The following is a 15,146-nucleotide window of genomic DNA, read 5'->3' as shown; positions in this document are numbered from 1 at the left end:
GCCGCTTGATTTGCCCTGCATCCGCGGTTATACGGCCCCCTGTCAACAAGGCGGAATCGCCACGAAGCAGCAGAGATCGAGCAGGGTCGGCACCACCGGCCCTCTTTGTTTTGTGCCCCGCCCGACCAACGACGCACCCAAGACCGGCGGAGACAACCGCTCGGCCCGAAAACAGATGTAAAGGAAAACGACGCCACATGGCTCAGAACACATCCATGGAGGAATTCGAGGCCCTCCTTAATGAAAGCCTCGAAATGGACACGCCCGATGAGGGCTCTGTCGTCAAGGGTCGGGTTATCGCCATCGAGGCGGGCCAGGCCATCATCGATGTCGGCTACAAGATGGAAGGCCGCGTCGATCTCAAGGAATTTGCAAATCCCGGTGAGCAGCCCGACATCAAGGTCGGCGACGAGGTCGAGGTCTTCCTGCGCTCGGCAGAGAACTCCCGCGGCGAAGCCGTGATCAGCCGCGAGATGGCCCGCCGCGAAGAGGCATGGGACCGTCTCGAGAAGGCCTATGCTGACGAAGAGCGTGTCGAAGGCGCGATCTTTGGCCGCGTCAAGGGCGGCTTTACCGTCGACTTGGGCGGTGCCGTGGCCTTCCTGCCCGGCTCTCAGGTCGATGTGCGCCCCGTGCGCGACGCAGGCCCCCTCATGGGGCTCAAGCAGCCGTTCCAGATCCTCAAGATGGACCGTCGCCGCGGCAATATCGTCGTGTCGCGCCGCGCCATCCTGGAAGAGAGCCGCGCCGAGCAGCGCGCCGAAGTCATCGCCAACCTCACCGAGGGGCAGAATGTCGATGGCGTGGTCAAGAACATCACCGAATACGGGGCCTTCGTGGACTTGGGCGGTGTCGATGGCCTTCTGCACGTCACCGACATGGCCTGGCGGCGTGTCAACCACCCGTCCGAGATCCTGTCGATCGGCGAGACCGTCAAGGTTCAGGTCATCAAGATCAACAAGGACACCCACCGTATCAGCCTGGGCATGAAGCAGCTTCAGGAAGATCCGTGGGATGTGGTGGGCGCGAAATATCCGCTCAGCTCTGTCCATACCGGCCGCGTCACCAACATCACCGATTACGGCGCCTTCGTGGAGCTGGAACCGGGGGTCGAGGGCCTTGTGCACGTCTCGGAAATGTCCTGGACGAAGAAGAACGTGCATCCCGGCAAGATCGTCTCCACCTCTCAGGAGGTCGAGGTCATGGTGCTGGAGATCGACGGCGCGAAACGCCGCGTCTCGCTCGGTCTCAAGCAGTGCATGCGCAACCCGTGGGAAGTGTTCGCCGAACAGCATCCGCCGGGTTCCGAGGTTGAGGGTGAGGTCAAGAACATCACCGAATTCGGCCTCTTCATCGGCATGGATGGCGATATCGACGGCATGGTCCATCTCAGCGATCTGAGCTGGGACGAGCGTGGCGAGGACGCGATCCAGAACTACAAGAAGGGCGACGTGGTTCAGGCGGTCGTCTCCGAGGTCGATGTCGAGAAAGAGCGTATCTCGCTCTCGATCAAGGGGCTTGGCGGCGACAAGTTCGCCGAGGCGGTGGGCGGCGTGAAGCGCGGCTCGATCATCACCGTCACCGTGACCTCGATCGAGGATGGCGGCATCGAGGTGGAGTATGAAGGCGCGAAATCCTTCATCCGGCGCTCCGATCTGTCGCGCGACCGTTCCGAGCAGCGCCCCGAGCGGTTCTCGGTGGGCGACAAGGTGGATGTGCGCGTGACCAACGTGGACAGCAAGACCCGCCGTCTGGGCCTGTCGATCAAGGCGCGCGAGATTGCCGAAGAGCAGGAGGCCGTCGCACAATTCGGCTCGTCCGATTCGGGGGCGTCGCTGGGCGACATCCTCGGCGCGGCGCTCAAGGGCGACAAGTAAGCGAAACGGCTCCGTCAGGACCGGTGAGCGGCCCCGCCTTCGTGCGGGGCCGTTTTGCGTTCACCGCCTGCGCCGCGCGCCGGGGGTTTTCGAGTGGAAGTCGGGCCGCCGCCTGGCCACCCAGTCGATGAAGCGCGCCAGACGCGGATGGGCGCGCAACGCCTCGATCGTGTCATAGTTCCGCGCCAGGTCCGTCTCGGTCAGGGTGGCGTGGATCTCGTTATGGCAGATCTGGTGCAGGCGCACGACGGGCCCGCCCTTGCCGCCCTTCAGCTTGGGCACAAGGTGGTGCAGGCTCTGCCGCGCCCCGGACGGGATGGGCCGTCCGCAAAGCGGGCAGATCGGGTCCGTGTCGGGTTTGGCTTGATCCATCGCCCACCTCCGGGCAAGAGAATGGCGCGCAAGGGTGGCCTGGCAAGGGGTGCGGCATGGGTGGGCAGTCGGAGATACTGGAGCAGGCGCTGGGCTACGCGCTTCAGGGCTGGGAGATGGCCAGGATCTGGTTGCTGAGCCCGGCCGCCTGGTCGCAATTCGCTGTTCTGGTCGCGGCCTTTCTGCTGGCGGTGGCGATCAACCGTCGCCTGTGTCCGGTGATCACCCGGCTGATGACGCCGCCCAAGGGGCAGGACAATGTCATCGCCACGGCGCGGCGCTTCGTGCTGATGTTCCTGCCCCTGCTCATGCCGCTGCTGGCCTACGGGCTGACCGGCATCGGCGAGGGGGTGACGCGACAGGTTTTCGGCACGGGCGATGTGATCGCCTTCGGCAAGCGGCTGTTCCTGTTCCTTGCCGTGCGGCTTTTCGTGCGCGACATCCTGCGCGATCCGTTCCTGCGGGTGCTGGGCCGCTTCGTGCTCATGCCGGTGGCGCTGCTCTATCTCTTCGGCCTGCTCGGCCTTGCGCACGAGCGGCTGGCGGCGATTTCGGTCGATCTGGGCAATATCTCCTTCTCGCTTCTGGCGCTCATTCGCGGGGCGGTGGCCGGCGCGTTCCTGTTCTGGCTGGGGCGCTGGTCCAACAGCCAGTCCGAGGAGTTCATCCGCAAGCAGAACGAACTGCGCCCCGCCACCCGCGAACTGGCAATGAAGGCCAGCCAGATCGTGATCTTCGGCGCGGCCTTTCTCTTGCTCATGTCGATCATGGGCATCGACCTTACGGCGATTGCCGTGCTGGGCGGGGCGCTTGGCGTGGGCATCGGCCTTGGCCTGCAACAGATCGCGGCGAATTTCGTGTCCGGCGTGATCCTGCTTCTGGAAGGTCAGACGACGGTGGGCGATTATGTCGTGCTCGATGACGGCTCCGAAGGCACCATCGTCAAGATGACCGCCCGCGCCGCGATCCTGGAAACCGTCGATGGCCGCTGGATCGTGGTGCCGAACGAGGATTTCATCACCTCGCGGGTGGTCAATTATTCCGATGCGGGCAAGCGGCACCGGTATGAGGCCGCTTTTTCGGTCAGTTACGACACCGATATCAACCGCATCCCCGACATGATCGAGGCCGCCGTCGGTGCGCTCGACTGCGTGCTGACCGAAGGCAGGCAGGCCCCGGAATGCGAGCTCAAGGCCTTTGCCGACAGCGGGGTGGAGTTCTCGGTGGAATATTGGGTCGAGGGGATCGAGGACGTCACCGGCAAGTATCAATCGGACGTGCTTTTCGCGATCTGGAACGCGCTCAGGGCCGAGGGGGTCGAGATCCCGTTCCCGCAGCGGGTGCTGCATCACAAGGGTCTGTCGACGGCATCATGACCGAGGCGCTGGTGATCGGGGCCGGGCCTGCGGGCCTCATGGCGGCGGAGGCGATGGCCGGGGCGGGGCTGCGGGTGGTGGTGGCCGAGGCCAAGCCGTCCGTGGGCCGCAAGTTCCTGATGGCCGGGAAATCCGGCCTCAACCTGACCAAGGCCGAGCCCTTCGAGACATTCCTCAAAGCCTATGGCGACCGGGCGGAGCACCTGCGCCCGATGCTCGCGGCCTTTGGCCCGGAGGAGGTGCAGGGCTGGGCCGAGGGGCTGGGACAGCCGCTCTTCACCGGTTCGACAGGGCGGGTTTTCCCCAGTGCGATGAAGGCCTCGCCGCTCTTGCGGGCCTGGCTCGGGCGGCTTGACGGCATGGGCGTGCGTATCCGCACGCGCTGGCGCTGGCAGGGCTGGGACGGGGGCGCGGCGCTCTTCGACACGCCCGAGGGGGAACACCGGCTTTGGCCCGCCGTCACCGTGCTGGCCTGCGGCGGGGCAAGCTGGGCGCGGCTTGGCTCTGACGGGGCATGGGCGGCGCAGTTTGGCGCACAGATCGCCCCGTTCCGCCCCGCCAATATGGGCTTTCTGGTCGCATGGTCGGCGCATATGGCACCCCATTTCGGTCAGGCCGTGAAGGGTGTCGCGCTTCGGGCCGGTGCCACCGGCTCTCGCGGGGAATTCATCATTTCCGCCAGTGGGCTTGAGGGCGGAGGCATCTACGAGGTGAGCGCGTCATTGCGCGACGGCGCGGCGCTGACAATCGACTTGCTGCCCGACCTGAACCGCGAGGAGATCGCCACCCGGCTTGGCCGTGCGAGGTCCGGCGACAGCCTTGGCAACCGGCTGCGCAAGGCGCTGCGCCTCTCGCCGGTCAAACTCGCCCTGGCGATGGAATTCGCGCGGGGCGCGCCGGACATGGCGGGCGCGCTCAAGGCGTTGCCAGTGCCGCTCAATGGCCCGCGTCCGATGGATCAGGCGATTTCGACGGCGGGCGGCCTGCGCTTTGCGGCACTTGACGCAGGGTTGATGCTGCGCGCGCGTCCCGGCAGTTTCGCGGCGGGCGAAATGCTTGACTGGGAGGCCCCGACGGGGGGCTACCTGCTGACCGCCTGTCTCGCCACCGGGCTCTGGGCCGGACGGCACGCGGCGGCCTGTCTGAGGAATGCCCGGGCGCCGTGATCCGAAGCGCGATGCGCATATGGGGCGCGTGCACACCCGCCATGTCGGAAATTGCCCTCGAATGTCTCTGGCGGCGGCCCGGGCGGCGGGACTCATGCGATGATCCTCCCAGCGCGCGTAGCGTGTTTTCGATGAAACCGGAATTGACGGCGGGCGCCTGCGCCTGCCATGATCCGGTTTGATGAATGGCGAGGAGAGACAGGCATGGCCCAAACGATCCGGTTCACACTCGACGGCCGCAAGGTCGAGGCCGAAGAGGGGCAGACCATCTGGGAGGTGGCCAATGGCCGGGGCCTCAAGATCCCGCATCTGTGCCACAAGCCTAGCCCCGGATACCGCCCCGATGGCAACTGTCGTGCCTGCATGGTCGAGGTGGAGGGCGAGCGCACGCTGATCGCCTCCTGCATCCGCGAGGCCCGCGACGGCATGGTGGTCACGACCAATTCGGCGCGGGCGGAAAGCGCGCGCAAGATGGTGGTCGAGATGCTTCTGGCCGACCAGCCCGCGCGTGATGCCGCGCGTGACGCCTCCAGCCATCTGTGGGACATGGCCGACGCGAACGGCGTCACCCACAGCCGCTTCCCGAAGCTCGAGCAGGGCCGCATCCCGCTTCTGGATGACAGCCACGTTGCCATGCGCGTCAATCTCGATGCGTGCATCCAGTGTGGCCTCTGCGTGCGCGCCTGCCGCGAAGTGCAGGTCAACGATGTGATCGGCATGGCCGGGCGCGGCCACGATGCCTATCCCGTCTTCGACTTCGCGGACCCGATGGGCGAGAGCACTTGCGTCGCCTGCGGCGAATGTGTGCAGGCCTGCCCCACCGGCGCGCTGATGCCCGCCACTGTGCTCGACGCGGCCCAGAAGGGCGACAGCACCGATTTCGACAGCGAGGTGAACAGCATCTGCCCGTTCTGCGGGGTTGGCTGTCAGGTCTCGCTCAAGGTCAAGGATGGCCGCGTCAAATATGTCGAGGGGGTCAACGGCCCCGCCAATCAGGGGCGGCTTTGCGTCAAGGGGCGGTTCGGGTTCGACTATATCCACCACCCCCACCGTCTGACCAAGCCGCTGATACGTCGCACGGATGCGCCCCCGAAGGGCCTCAACGTGGATCCCGGCAACTGGCAGGCGTTTTTCCGCGAGGCGGAGTGGGACGAGGCGCTTGATTTTTCTGCGGATGGCCTCGCGCGCCTCAAGGAGGCGCATGGCGGTCCTTCCGTGGCGGGCTTTGGCAGCGCAAAGTGCACCAATGAAGAGGCTTATCTCTTTCAGAAACTCATCCGGCAGGGCTTTGGCCATAACAATGTCGATCACTGCACGCGGCTTTGCCATGCCTCATCCGTGGCGGCATTGATCGAGAATGTGGGTTCCGGTGCGGTCACTGCCACGTTCAACGAGATCGAAAATGCCGATGTGGCCATCGTGATCGGTGCCAACCCGGTCGAGAACCACCCGGTTGCTGCCACCTATTTCAAGCAGTTCACCAAGCGCGGCGGCAAGCTCATCGTGATGGATCCGCGCGGGCAGGGCCTGCGCCGCTTCGCCACCCACATGCTGCAATTCAAGCCGGGCATGGATGTGGCGATGCTCAACGCGATCTGCCATGTGATCGTGGAGGAAGGGCTTTACGACCGGCAGTATATCGCCGCCTTCACCGAGAACTGGGAGGCCGAAAAGGCGCATCTGGCGCAATTTCCGCCCGAGAAGATGGCGGCCATCTGCGGCATCCCCGCCGAGACGCTGCGCGCCGTGGCCCGCGATTTCGCCACCGCACAGGCCGGCATGATCTTCTGGGGGATGGGCATTTCCCAACATATCCACGGCACCGACAATTCGCGCTGCCTCATCAGCCTCGCGCTGATGTGCGGCCATGTCGGGCGCCCCGGCACCGGGCTGCATCCGCTGCGTGGCCAGAACAACGTGCAGGGCGCGTCCGACGCGGGCCTCGTCCCGATGTTCCTGCCCGACTACCAGACGGTGACTGACGACGCCATCCGCCGCGCCTTTACCGAGGTCTGGGGGACGGATGATTTCAGTGCCCAGAAGGGCCTCACCGTCACCGAGATCATGGACGCGGTGCACGCAGGCACGATCAGGGGCATGTATGTTCTGGGCGAGAACCCGGCGATGAGCGATCCGGATGTCGAGCACGCCCGCGACGCGCTCGCCAAGCTGGAGCATCTGGTCGTTCAGGACATCTTCCTGACCGAGACCGCGAACTATGCCGATGTGATCCTGCCCGCCTCGGCCTTCTACGAGAAGTCCGGCACCGTGACGAACACCAATCGGCAGGTGCAGATGGGTCGCCCCGCCGTGCCGCCGCCTGGGGAGGCGCGCGAGGATTGGGCGATCACCATGGCGCTTGCCAACCGGCTTGGCCTTGACTGGCGCTATGACAGCCCGGCGGATGTCTTCGCCGAGATGAAGCACAACATGCGTTCTCTTGACAACATCACATGGGAGCGGCTGGAGCGCGAGAGCGCCGTCACCTATCCCTGTCCCGCCCCCGATCATCCGGGCCATGCGGTCGTGTTCGGCGACGGCTTCCCGCGTCCGGAGGGGCGCGCGCGATTTACCCCCGCCACGATCATCCCGCCCGACGACGTGCCCGATGCCGAGTATCCGATGGTGCTGACCACCGGCCGCCAGCTTGAGCATTGGCATACCGGCTCGATGACCCGCCGCGCCAGCGTGCTTGACGCGGTGGAACCGGAGGCGAACTGCTCGCTGCACCCCTCGACGCTGCGCCGCCTCGGGGTAGAGCCGGGCGGCATGGTGCGCCTCACCACCAAGCGCGGCTCGATCATGGTGATGGCGCGCGCCGACCGGGCGGTTTCGCCCGACATGGTGTTTCTGCCCTTCGCCTATGTGGAGGCGGCGGCGAATATCCTCACCAATCCGGCGCTTGATCCCTACGGCAAGATCCCCGAGTTCAAATTCTCGGCGGTGCGCGTCGAGGCGGCAGAGGTGGCCGCCGAATGACAGGACGGGGGCGGCCCGCCTGTGACCGCCCCCGCTTCATCGTTCCAAAAATACTCATGGCCCCATCGAGGCCAGTGCCACCTCAGTTGGGCAGGATGACGATTTCCACCCGGCGGTTCTGGGCCCGGCCCTCGGGCGTGAGGTTCGAGGCCACGGGCTGATCCTCGCCGCGCCCGATGCTGCGCAGACGCGAGGCGGGAACGCCGCCCTGCATCAGCACATCCGTCACCGCCGCCGCGCGGCGCTCCGAGAGCGTCTGGTTGTAGCTGGCCGATCCGGTGCTGTCGGTATGGCCCACGACCTGCACGGTGGTGTCGGGGTAGCGCTGAAGGCTCGAGGCCACGGTGAAGAGGTCTTGGCGCAGCCCCGGCGCGACGGTAAAGCTGCTGGTTGCGAAAAGGATATCCTGCGGCATCGTCACGATGAGCCGGTCGCCGGTATTGACCACCCCAACCTCGTTGCCGAGATCCCGGCGCAGTTCTGCCGCCTGCCGGTCCAGCGCATTGCCGATGGCCGCCCCGCCAAGCGCGCCGATCGCCCCGCCCAGCAGCGCACCCGTGGCGCGGTTGTCACTGACCGCAGCACCTGTGCCCGCGCCGATGATACCACCGATGATCGCGCCCGACCGGGTGCGCTGGTTGGGATCGGTGCCGCCCACCTGATTGGGATCGGTGCAGGCCGTCACCAGCAGAAGGGCCGTGCCGGAGAGGGCGAGAAGGGTCTTGTTCGCTCGGATCATGGACATACCTCGTTGATGAACCTGCCCGATCACGTCGGGTATAACCACATGATATGCAATATCATGCCCGTCCCCAAGGCTCTTGAAGGGGGAATTTCGCGCGGTTTCCCGCCTATCCCTCTGCCCGTGCGCTTTCCCATGCCAGCAAAGCGCGTTTGACGGGCAGGCCCCAGTGATACCCCCCAAGCGCCCCCGATTTGCGCAAGGCGCGGTGACAGGGAATGAGGTAACTCACCGGGTTGCGCCCCACGGCGGTGCCGACGGCGCGCACGGCGCGGGGGTGGCCGATGGCGCGGGCGATCTCGGAATAGGTGGTGACATGGCCCGAAGGGATCGTGAGCAGCGCCTCCCAGACCTTGATCTGAAAGGGCGCGCCGATCATGTGCAGCCGCGCCTCGCCCCGGCCCGAGAACGCCGCTGCGACCCAGGGGGCAATCGCCTCGGGGGCCTCCTCATAGCGCGCCTCGGGCCAGCGCGCGCGCATGTCCGCCATGGCCGCCGCGCGCCCCGTCTCGGCGACAAAGGCGAGGCCACAGAGGCCGCGCCCGGTGCCCATGGCGAGCGCCTCGCCAAAGGGCGTCTCGAACCAGCCATACCGGACCGTCAGCCCCGCGCCGCCGCGCGCGAACTCGCCCGGTCGCATCGCCTCCCACCGCAGGAAAAGATCGTGCAGCCGCCCGGTGCCCGACAGCCCCGCTGCCTCTGCCGCCTCCAGCGTGGTAAAGCGCTGCGCCAGCATTTCCTTGGCGTGGCCAAGGGCCAGATATTGTTGATACCGCTTCGGAGACACGCCCACCCAGGCCGAGAACAGCCGCTGGAAATGCGCCGCACTCATCCCCATCTCGCCCGCCAAGGCCTCAAGCGTCATCCCCTCGCCGCCCGCGTCAATGAGCGCGATGGCGCGGCGCATGACATTGTAGTGATAGCTCTGCGACATTGCGGCCCCCGGTCGTTTCGCCACAAGATACGCCGCGTCACAGGGGCACGCGACCCGAATGTTGCGCAATCCCCGGTTTCGCGTCATAGACGGACCATGGCCCGCCAACTCGATTACCACACGATCCGCGAGATATTCACCCGCTTTCAGGCCGCCCAGCCCGAACCCAAGGGCGAGCTTGATCATGTCAACGCTTTTACTCTGCTGGTCGCGGTCGCGCTCTCGGCACAGGCCACCGATGTGGGCGTGAACCGGGCCACGCGCGCGCTCTTCCAGATCGCCGACACGCCGGAAAAGATGCTGGCGCTTGGCGAAGAGGCGCTTATCGGTCATATCAAGACCATTGGCCTCTATCGCAACAAGGCCCGAAACGTGATGAAACTCAGCCGCATTCTTGTCGAGGACTATGGTGGTGAGGTGCCCAACAGCCGCGCCGCGCTGCAATCACTGCCCGGTGTCGGGCGCAAGACCGCCAATGTCGTGCTCAACATGTGGTGGGGGCATCCGGCGCAGGCGGTCGATACGCATATCTTTCGCATCGGCAACCGCACCGGCATCTGCCCCGGCAAGGATGTGGAGGCGGTCGAACGCGCCATCGAGGACCATATCCCCGTTGATTTCCAGCGCCATGCGCATCACTGGCTGATCCTGCATGGCCGCTATACCTGCAAGGCGCGCAAACCCGCCTGCGGCACTTGTCTCATCCGCGATCTCTGCCCCTATGAGGAAAAAACCCTATGACACAATATCAGGTTGTCGGCATCGGCAATGCCATCGTCGACGTGATCGGAGGGTGCGACGACGCCTTTCTTGCCCGCATGGGGATCGACAAGGGCGTGATGCAACTGATCGAGACCGAGCGCGCCGAATATCTCTACGAGCAGATGCCCGAGCGGCGGCAGATGCCCGGCGGATCGGTCGCCAATACCGTCGCCGGGATTGGCGCGCTCGGCCTCTCCACGGCCTTCATCGGGCGGGTGAGCGATGACGAATTGGGCCGCTATTACGCCGAGGCGATGCGCGCCGTCGGCACCGACTTCGTCAACCTGCCGCGCGCGGGCGCGCTGCCGACCTCGCGCTCGATGATCTTCGTGTCCCCCGATGGCGAGCGCTCGATGAACACCTTCCTCGGCATTTCGACCGATCTTGACGAGGCCGACGTGCCCGAGGCCGTGGCGGGAGGGGCGCAGATCCTCTTTCTCGAAGGCTATCTCTACGACAAGCCCAAGGGCAAGGCGGCGTTCGAGCGCGCAGCACGGGCCGCGCGCGCGGGCGGCGGTCGCGCGGGCATCACCCTGTCCGATCCGTTCTGCGTCGACCGTCATCGCGCGGATTTCCGGGAACTGGTCAAATCGCTCGATTTCGTCATCGGCAACGAACATGAATGGCGCTCGCTTTACGAGACCGACGATCTTGGCGCGGCGCTGGAACAGGCGGCGCGCGAAAGCGGTCTCATCGTGTGCACCCGTTCGGGTCACGATGTGGTGCTGGTCGAGGGCGACGAGACGGTGAGCGTGCCCGTCACCCGCGTCGACCCGGTCGATACCACCGGCGCGGGCGATCAATTCGCCGCTGGCCTGCTCTACGGGCTGGCCACGGGCAAGCCGCTGGCGGTCGCGGGCCGCATGGGGTGCATTGCCGCCGCAGAGGTGATCGGGCATTATGGCGCGCGCCCCGAACGGGACGTGGCGGCGCTCTTCGCCGCCGAGGGGCTGATCTGAAGGAGGTGGCCCCATGGCAGGCGGCTGGACACGCGACGGCGCGGTGAGCGAGCAGATCGAGGCATCCATCGCCGAAGAGCTTGCGCGGCTGCGCGCCCGGCCCGTGCCATCGGGTGAAAGCCGCACCCATTGCGCCGAGTGCGAGGAGCCCATCCCCGAGGCGCGCAGGCAGGCCATCCCCGGCGTCAAGCTCTGCCTCGACTGCGCCAACGAGCACAACCACGCAGCGCGCCCGCGCAGCGGCATCAACCGGCGCGGCTCCAAGGACAGTCAGTTGAAATAAGCAGGGGCGTTGCCCCTCTTGGCCTTCGGCCAATTCACCCCAGGATATTTGCAGCCAGAAGAAACAACGATTTCTTCATCATTTTCCGACACTGTCGGGGCGCGGTACAGGCGGGGACGCCGATGACCGCGCCAGGAGAAGCACAGTCGTGTTTCGCGCGGGGGGTGCTATGTCCCCCGCGTTTCTTCTGGCCTCAAATATCCCCGCCGGAGGCTCCGACGCCGGCCACATGCGCGACGTGCGATATGAAAAACCCCGCGCGATCTCTCGCACGGGGCCAAATCTCGGGGGTGGATATCACCCTACCGCCCTTACCAGTCCTCGCGGACCACGACGCGGGTCTTGATCGGCAGTTTCATCGCGGCAAGGCGCAGGGCTTCGACCGCAACCGCCTCGCCGACGCCGTCGATCTCGAACATGACGCGGCCGGGCTTGACCTTGCAGACCCAGCGGTCGACCGAGCCTTTGCCCTTGCCCATGCGAACCTCGATGGGCTTGGCCGAGACCGGCACATCCGGGAAGATGCGGATCCAGACGCGGCCCTGACGCTTCATGTGGCGGGTCATGGCGCGGCGGGCGGCCTCGATCTGGCGCGCGGTGACGCGCTCCGGCTCGGTCGCCTTGAGGCCAAAGGTGCCGAAGTTCAGGTCCGAGCCGCCCTTGGCCTCGCCCTTGATGCGGCCTTTGAACTGCTTGCGGAATTTCGTGCGCTTAGGTTGAAGCATTTTTCAGTCCTCCTCAGCGACGGCCGCCGGCGCCACGCGGGGCCGGGCCATCCTGGAGTTCCTGGGCCTTGCGATCACGCGCACCGGGATCGTGCTCGAGGATCTCGCCCTTGAAAATCCACACCTTGATGCCGATGATCCCGTAAGGGGTCGAGGCTTCGGCAAGGGCGTAGTCGATGTCGGCGCGCAGCGTGTGCAGCGGCACCCGGCCTTCGCGATACCACTCGGTGCGCGCGATCTCGGCACCGCCGAGGCGACCCGACACGTTCACCCGGATCCCGAGCGAGCCCATCCGCATGGCGTTCTGCACAGACCGCTTCATGGCCCGGCGGAAGGACACCCGGCGTTCAAGCTGCTGCGCGATGCTCTCGGCCACGAGGGCTGCGTCAAGTTCGGGCTTGCGCACCTCGACGATGTTGAGATGCAGCTCGCTTGCGGTCATCGCGGCCAGTTTCTTGCGCAGGGTCTCGATATCGGCGCCTTTCTTGCCGATGATCACGCCGGGGCGCGCGGTGTGGATCGTGACGCGGCACTTCTTGTGCGGGCGCTCGATGATCACACGGCTGACGCCGGCCTGCTTGCACTCTTCCTTGATGAACTCGCGCATGGCGAGATCCTCGAGCAGAAGATTGCCATAGTCCTTGGTATCGGCATACCAGCGGCTGTCCCAGGTGCGGTTGACCTGAAGGCGCATACCGATCGGATTGACTTTGTTACCCATCAGGCTTGCTCCTCGAGTTGACGCACCTTGATCGTGAGTTCCGAGAACGGCTTGCGCAGCGCGCCGAACCGGCCGCGTGCGCGCGGGCGTCCGCGCTTGAGCACCAGGTTCTTGCCGACCCAGGCCTCGGCGACGATCAGCTCGTCCACGTCAAGCCCGTGGTTGTTCTCGGCGTTTGCTATCGCCGATTGCAGGCATTTCTTGACGTCCTGCGCGATCCGCTTGTTCGAGAAGGTCAGATCGGTCAGTGCCTTGTCGACCTTCTTGCCCCGGATCATCGCCGCGACGAGGTTGAGTTTCTGCGGGCTGGTGCGCAACATGCGCAGCTTGGCCATCGCCTCATTGTCCGCCACGCGGCGGGGATTCTTATCCTTGCCCATGGCTTACTTCCTCTTCGCTTTCTTGTCGGCCGCGTGCCCGTAATAGGTGCGGGTGGGGGAGTATTCCCCGAATTTCTGGCCGATCATGTCCTCGGAGACGTTCACCGGCACATGCTTGCGCCCGTTGTAGACGCCAAAGGTGAGGCCCACGAATTGCGGCAGGATCGTCGAGCGCCGCGACCAGATCTTGATGACTTCGTTACGCCCCGATTCGCGCACTGCCTCGGCCTTTTTCAGGACATAGGCATCGACGAAGGGGCCTTTCCATACAGAACGTGCCATGTGTTAACGGCCCTTCTTCTTGGCGTGACGCGAGCGCACGATGAGCTTTTGCGACGCCTTGTTCGTGTTGCGGGTGCGCGCGCCCTTGGTGGGCTTGCCCCAGGGCGTGACCGGGTGACGGCCACCGGAGGTGCGGCCCTCGCCACCACCATGGGGGTGGTCGATCGGGTTCATGACAACGCCGCGAACGCTCGGGCGAATGCCCTTGTGGCGCATCCGGCCGGCCTTGCCGTAGTTCTGGTTGCTGTTGTCGGGGTTCGAGACCGCGCCAACCGTGGCCATGCATTCCTGACGTACGAGGCGAAGCTCACCCGACGAAAGCCGGATCTGCGCATAGCCACCGTCGCGGCCGACGAATTGCGCATAGGTGCCTGCCGCGCGGGCGATCTGCCCGCCCTTGCCGGCCTTGAGCTCGATATTGTGGATGATCGTGCCGATTGGCATGCCCGAGAACGGCATCGCGTTGCCCGGCTTGATGTCGGCCTTGGCGCTGGCGATGACCTGATCGCCGATGGCCAGGCGCTGTGGTGCCAGGATATAGGCCTGCTCGCCGTCCTGATAGCGGATGAGCGCGATGAAGGCGGTGCGGTTGGGATCGTATTCGATCCGCTCGACGGTTGCCGGGATGTCGAACTTGGTGCGTTTGAAATCAACGATCCGATAGAGGCGTTTCGCCCCGCCGCCCTTGCGGCGCATCGTGATTCGTCCGGTGTTGTTTCGGCCACCGTTCTTGGTCAGACCCTCTGTGAGGGACTTGACCGGACGGCCTTTCCACAGCTCCGAACGGTCGATCAGCACCAGCCCGCGCTGGCCCGGCGTCGTCGGCTTATACGACTTGAGTGCCATGCTTTCTGTCTTCCGTTAGCTAGCGGCGGGTTGCCCCGCCTGTATGCAGGGTGGGAAAACCCACCCTTGGTTATAGGGCCCCGAAGGTCCCCGGCTCGGATTGCTCTTGCGAACAACAGCGAAGCCCCGGACGAATCCGGGGCTTTGCGGATGGGCTCTGTTAGGGGAGCGCGCCCCCGGCGTCAAGGGTATTGGCCGGTTTTCGGCGCAATCGCGTCTATTCCTCGCCCTCCACCTTGCCGCGCAGCGACTTGACCTCGCCGCGCACCTTCTTGGCCTTGAGGCGGCGCTTTTTCGCGCCAAGCGTGGGGCGGGTCGGGATGCGCCGTTTCGGGGCGACCAGCGCCTGCCGGATCAGATCGGCCAGCCGGTCGCGGACGATCTCGCGGTTGCGCACCTGGCTGCGGGTCTCGTCGCACTGGAGCACGATCGCCCCCTCGCCGGTCCAGCGCCGCCCGGCGAGGCGCTTGAGCCGCGTCTTGACCGGCGCGGAAAGGTGGGGCGAGCGCGCGGCCTCGAAGCGCAACTCCACCGCACTTGCCACCTTGTTGACATTCTGGCCGCCGGGGCCAGAGGCGCGGATGAACTGCTCGGAGAGTTCCCAATCCTCGATGGCGATTTCGTCGGTGATCCTCAGCATCGTTCCTGCCGGTTCAGTCCCTGCCCGATTGAAAAGGCCGCCCCTTGCGGAGCGGCCTTCCTGAAGTCGCGGAGGTGGGCCGGTCAGGCGCACCAATCCGGG

At 65.6% G+C, this 15,146-nt stretch carries 16 protein-coding genes; 7 read left to right on the top strand and 9 right to left on the bottom strand.

Going from position 1 to position 15,146, the window contains the following annotated elements; genetic code table 11:
* The first annotated feature begins 197 nt into the window (after positions 1 to 197).
* The gene (gene rpsA, locus ACSSV8_RS05400) at positions 198 to 1,877 is read left to right on the top strand and encodes a 30S ribosomal protein S1 (RefSeq protein WP_354537402.1); all 1,680 of its coding nucleotides are present in this window, start codon (positions 198 to 200) and stop codon (positions 1,875 to 1,877) included.
* Between the two features lie 60 nt (positions 1,878 to 1,937).
* Here the strand turns inward: rpsA and ACSSV8_RS05395 are convergent, their stop codons facing one another.
* Positions 1,938 to 2,249: an HNH endonuclease gene (locus ACSSV8_RS05395; RefSeq protein ID WP_454281762.1), complete on the bottom strand. Its 312-nt coding sequence runs from the start codon at positions 2,247 to 2,249 to the stop codon at positions 1,938 to 1,940.
* A gap of 56 nt (positions 2,250 to 2,305) precedes the next feature.
* Between ACSSV8_RS05395 and ACSSV8_RS05390 the strand changes: the two genes are divergently transcribed.
* From ACSSV8_RS05390 to fdhF, 3 genes are all read left to right on the top strand, one after another.
* Positions 2,306 to 3,625 (top strand): mechanosensitive ion channel family protein, encoded by a 1,320-nt coding sequence (locus ACSSV8_RS05390; protein ID WP_454281761.1) that lies wholly within the window; start codon positions 2,306 to 2,308, stop codon positions 3,623 to 3,625.
* Entirely contained in the window at positions 3,622 to 4,791 is a 1,170-nt protein-coding gene (locus ACSSV8_RS05385) for a TIGR03862 family flavoprotein (RefSeq protein WP_454281760.1), read from the top strand. The genes ACSSV8_RS05390 and ACSSV8_RS05385 overlap by 4 nt, the downstream gene beginning before the upstream one ends.
* Before the next feature lie 204 nt (positions 4,792 to 4,995).
* Positions 4,996 to 7,770 carry a formate dehydrogenase subunit alpha gene (fdhF, locus tag ACSSV8_RS05380; protein WP_454281759.1) on the top strand — a complete coding sequence of 925 codons (2,775 nt, stop codon included), beginning with the start codon at positions 4,996 to 4,998 and terminating at the stop codon, positions 7,768 to 7,770.
* 82 nt (positions 7,771 to 7,852) lie between these two features.
* Here fdhF and ACSSV8_RS05375 read toward each other — a convergent pair whose 3' ends face one another.
* Both ACSSV8_RS05375 and ACSSV8_RS05370 read right to left on the bottom strand, forming a co-directional pair.
* Complete coding sequence (locus ACSSV8_RS05375) at positions 7,853 to 8,509, bottom strand: OmpA family protein (protein WP_454281758.1); 657 nt, start codon at positions 8,507 to 8,509, stop codon at positions 7,853 to 7,855.
* Positions 8,510 to 8,621: 112 nt separating this feature from the next.
* Positions 8,622 to 9,446 (bottom strand): methylated-DNA--[protein]-cysteine S-methyltransferase, encoded by an 825-nt coding sequence (locus ACSSV8_RS05370; protein ID WP_454281757.1) that lies wholly within the window; start codon positions 9,444 to 9,446, stop codon positions 8,622 to 8,624.
* A gap of 96 nt (positions 9,447 to 9,542) precedes the next feature.
* On the opposite strand from ACSSV8_RS05370, the gene nth reads away from it, so the two are divergent.
* From nth to ACSSV8_RS05355, 3 genes are read left to right on the top strand one after another with little or no spacing between them, the layout of a single operon-like run.
* The gene (gene nth / locus ACSSV8_RS05365) at positions 9,543 to 10,187 is read left to right on the top strand and encodes an endonuclease III (protein ID WP_354537395.1); all 645 of its coding nucleotides are present in this window, start codon (positions 9,543 to 9,545) and stop codon (positions 10,185 to 10,187) included.
* Positions 10,184 to 11,167 (top strand): adenosine kinase, encoded by a 984-nt coding sequence (locus ACSSV8_RS05360; RefSeq protein ID WP_454281756.1) that lies wholly within the window; start codon positions 10,184 to 10,186, stop codon positions 11,165 to 11,167. The genes nth and ACSSV8_RS05360 overlap by 4 nt, the downstream gene beginning before the upstream one ends.
* 13 nt (positions 11,168 to 11,180) lie before the next feature.
* Positions 11,181 to 11,450, top strand: coding sequence for a DksA/TraR family C4-type zinc finger protein (locus ACSSV8_RS05355; protein WP_354537393.1), 270 nt, complete (start codon positions 11,181 to 11,183; stop codon positions 11,448 to 11,450).
* A gap of 311 nt (positions 11,451 to 11,761) precedes the next feature.
* Here the strand turns inward: ACSSV8_RS05355 and rplP are convergent, their stop codons facing one another.
* The 6 genes from rplP to arfB all read right to left on the bottom strand — a co-directional run bounded on the left by rplP (position 11,762) and on the right by arfB (position 15,044).
* Entirely contained in the window at positions 11,762 to 12,175 is a 414-nt protein-coding gene (gene rplP / locus ACSSV8_RS05350; protein WP_354537392.1) for a 50S ribosomal protein L16, read from the bottom strand.
* A gap of 13 nt (positions 12,176 to 12,188) precedes the next feature.
* Positions 12,189 to 12,896: a 30S ribosomal protein S3 gene (gene rpsC, locus ACSSV8_RS05345; RefSeq protein ID WP_354537391.1), complete on the bottom strand. Its 708-nt coding sequence runs from the start codon at positions 12,894 to 12,896 to the stop codon at positions 12,189 to 12,191.
* Positions 12,896 to 13,276: a 50S ribosomal protein L22 gene (gene rplV, locus ACSSV8_RS05340; protein ID WP_354537390.1), complete on the bottom strand. Its 381-nt coding sequence runs from the start codon at positions 13,274 to 13,276 to the stop codon at positions 12,896 to 12,898. Before rplV ends, rpsC begins: the two co-directional genes overlap by 1 nt.
* A gap of 3 nt (positions 13,277 to 13,279) precedes the next feature.
* Positions 13,280 to 13,558 carry a 30S ribosomal protein S19 gene (gene rpsS / locus ACSSV8_RS05335; RefSeq protein WP_354537389.1) on the bottom strand — a complete coding sequence of 93 codons (279 nt, stop codon included), beginning with the start codon at positions 13,556 to 13,558 and terminating at the stop codon, positions 13,280 to 13,282.
* Between the two features lie 3 nt (positions 13,559 to 13,561).
* Positions 13,562 to 14,404, bottom strand: a complete 843-nt coding sequence (gene rplB, locus ACSSV8_RS05330; RefSeq protein WP_454281755.1) for a 50S ribosomal protein L2 — start codon at positions 14,402 to 14,404, stop codon at positions 13,562 to 13,564.
* A 217-nt stretch (positions 14,405 to 14,621) separates the two neighbouring features.
* Entirely contained in the window at positions 14,622 to 15,044 is a 423-nt protein-coding gene (arfB, locus tag ACSSV8_RS05325; RefSeq protein ID WP_354537387.1) for an alternative ribosome rescue aminoacyl-tRNA hydrolase ArfB, read from the bottom strand.
* Between the last annotated feature and the right edge of the window lie 102 nt (positions 15,045 to 15,146).

It is taken from the genome of Roseovarius sp. MBR-79, assembly GCF_053628555.1.
The sequence above is the reverse complement of the archived record's forward strand: the minus strand, read 5'-3'. Positions and strand labels throughout refer to the sequence as shown.

Bases quoted from the DNA above. Each gene is read 5' to 3' on its own strand.
- rpsA (WP_354537402.1), top strand. From the start codon at position 198: ATGGCTCAGAACACATCCATGGAGGAATTCGAGGCCCTCCTTAATGAA.
- ACSSV8_RS05395 (WP_454281762.1), bottom strand. From the start codon at position 2,249: ATGGATCAAGCCAAACCCGACACGGACCCGATCTGCCCGCTTTGCGGA.
- ACSSV8_RS05390 (WP_454281761.1), top strand. From the start codon at position 2,306: ATGGGTGGGCAGTCGGAGATACTGGAGCAGGCGCTGGGCTACGCGCTT.
- ACSSV8_RS05385 (WP_454281760.1), top strand. From the start codon at position 3,622: ATGACCGAGGCGCTGGTGATCGGGGCCGGGCCTGCGGGCCTCATGGCG.
- fdhF (WP_454281759.1), top strand. From the start codon at position 4,996: ATGGCCCAAACGATCCGGTTCACACTCGACGGCCGCAAGGTCGAGGCC.
- ACSSV8_RS05375 (WP_454281758.1), bottom strand. From the start codon at position 8,509: ATGATCCGAGCGAACAAGACCCTTCTCGCCCTCTCCGGCACGGCCCTT.
- ACSSV8_RS05370 (WP_454281757.1), bottom strand. From the start codon at position 9,446: ATGTCGCAGAGCTATCACTACAATGTCATGCGCCGCGCCATCGCGCTC.
- nth (WP_354537395.1), top strand. From the start codon at position 9,543: ATGGCCCGCCAACTCGATTACCACACGATCCGCGAGATATTCACCCGC.
- ACSSV8_RS05360 (WP_454281756.1), top strand. From the start codon at position 10,184: ATGACACAATATCAGGTTGTCGGCATCGGCAATGCCATCGTCGACGTG.
- ACSSV8_RS05355 (WP_354537393.1), top strand. From the start codon at position 11,181: ATGGCAGGCGGCTGGACACGCGACGGCGCGGTGAGCGAGCAGATCGAG.
- rplP (WP_354537392.1), bottom strand. From the start codon at position 12,175: ATGCTTCAACCTAAGCGCACGAAATTCCGCAAGCAGTTCAAAGGCCGC.
- rpsC (WP_354537391.1), bottom strand. From the start codon at position 12,896: ATGGGTAACAAAGTCAATCCGATCGGTATGCGCCTTCAGGTCAACCGC.
- rplV (WP_354537390.1), bottom strand. From the start codon at position 13,276: ATGGGCAAGGATAAGAATCCCCGCCGCGTGGCGGACAATGAGGCGATG.
- rpsS (WP_354537389.1), bottom strand. From the start codon at position 13,558: ATGGCACGTTCTGTATGGAAAGGCCCCTTCGTCGATGCCTATGTCCTG.
- rplB (WP_454281755.1), bottom strand. From the start codon at position 14,404: ATGGCACTCAAGTCGTATAAGCCGACGACGCCGGGCCAGCGCGGGCTG.
- arfB (WP_354537387.1), bottom strand. From the start codon at position 15,044: ATGCTGAGGATCACCGACGAAATCGCCATCGAGGATTGGGAACTCTCC.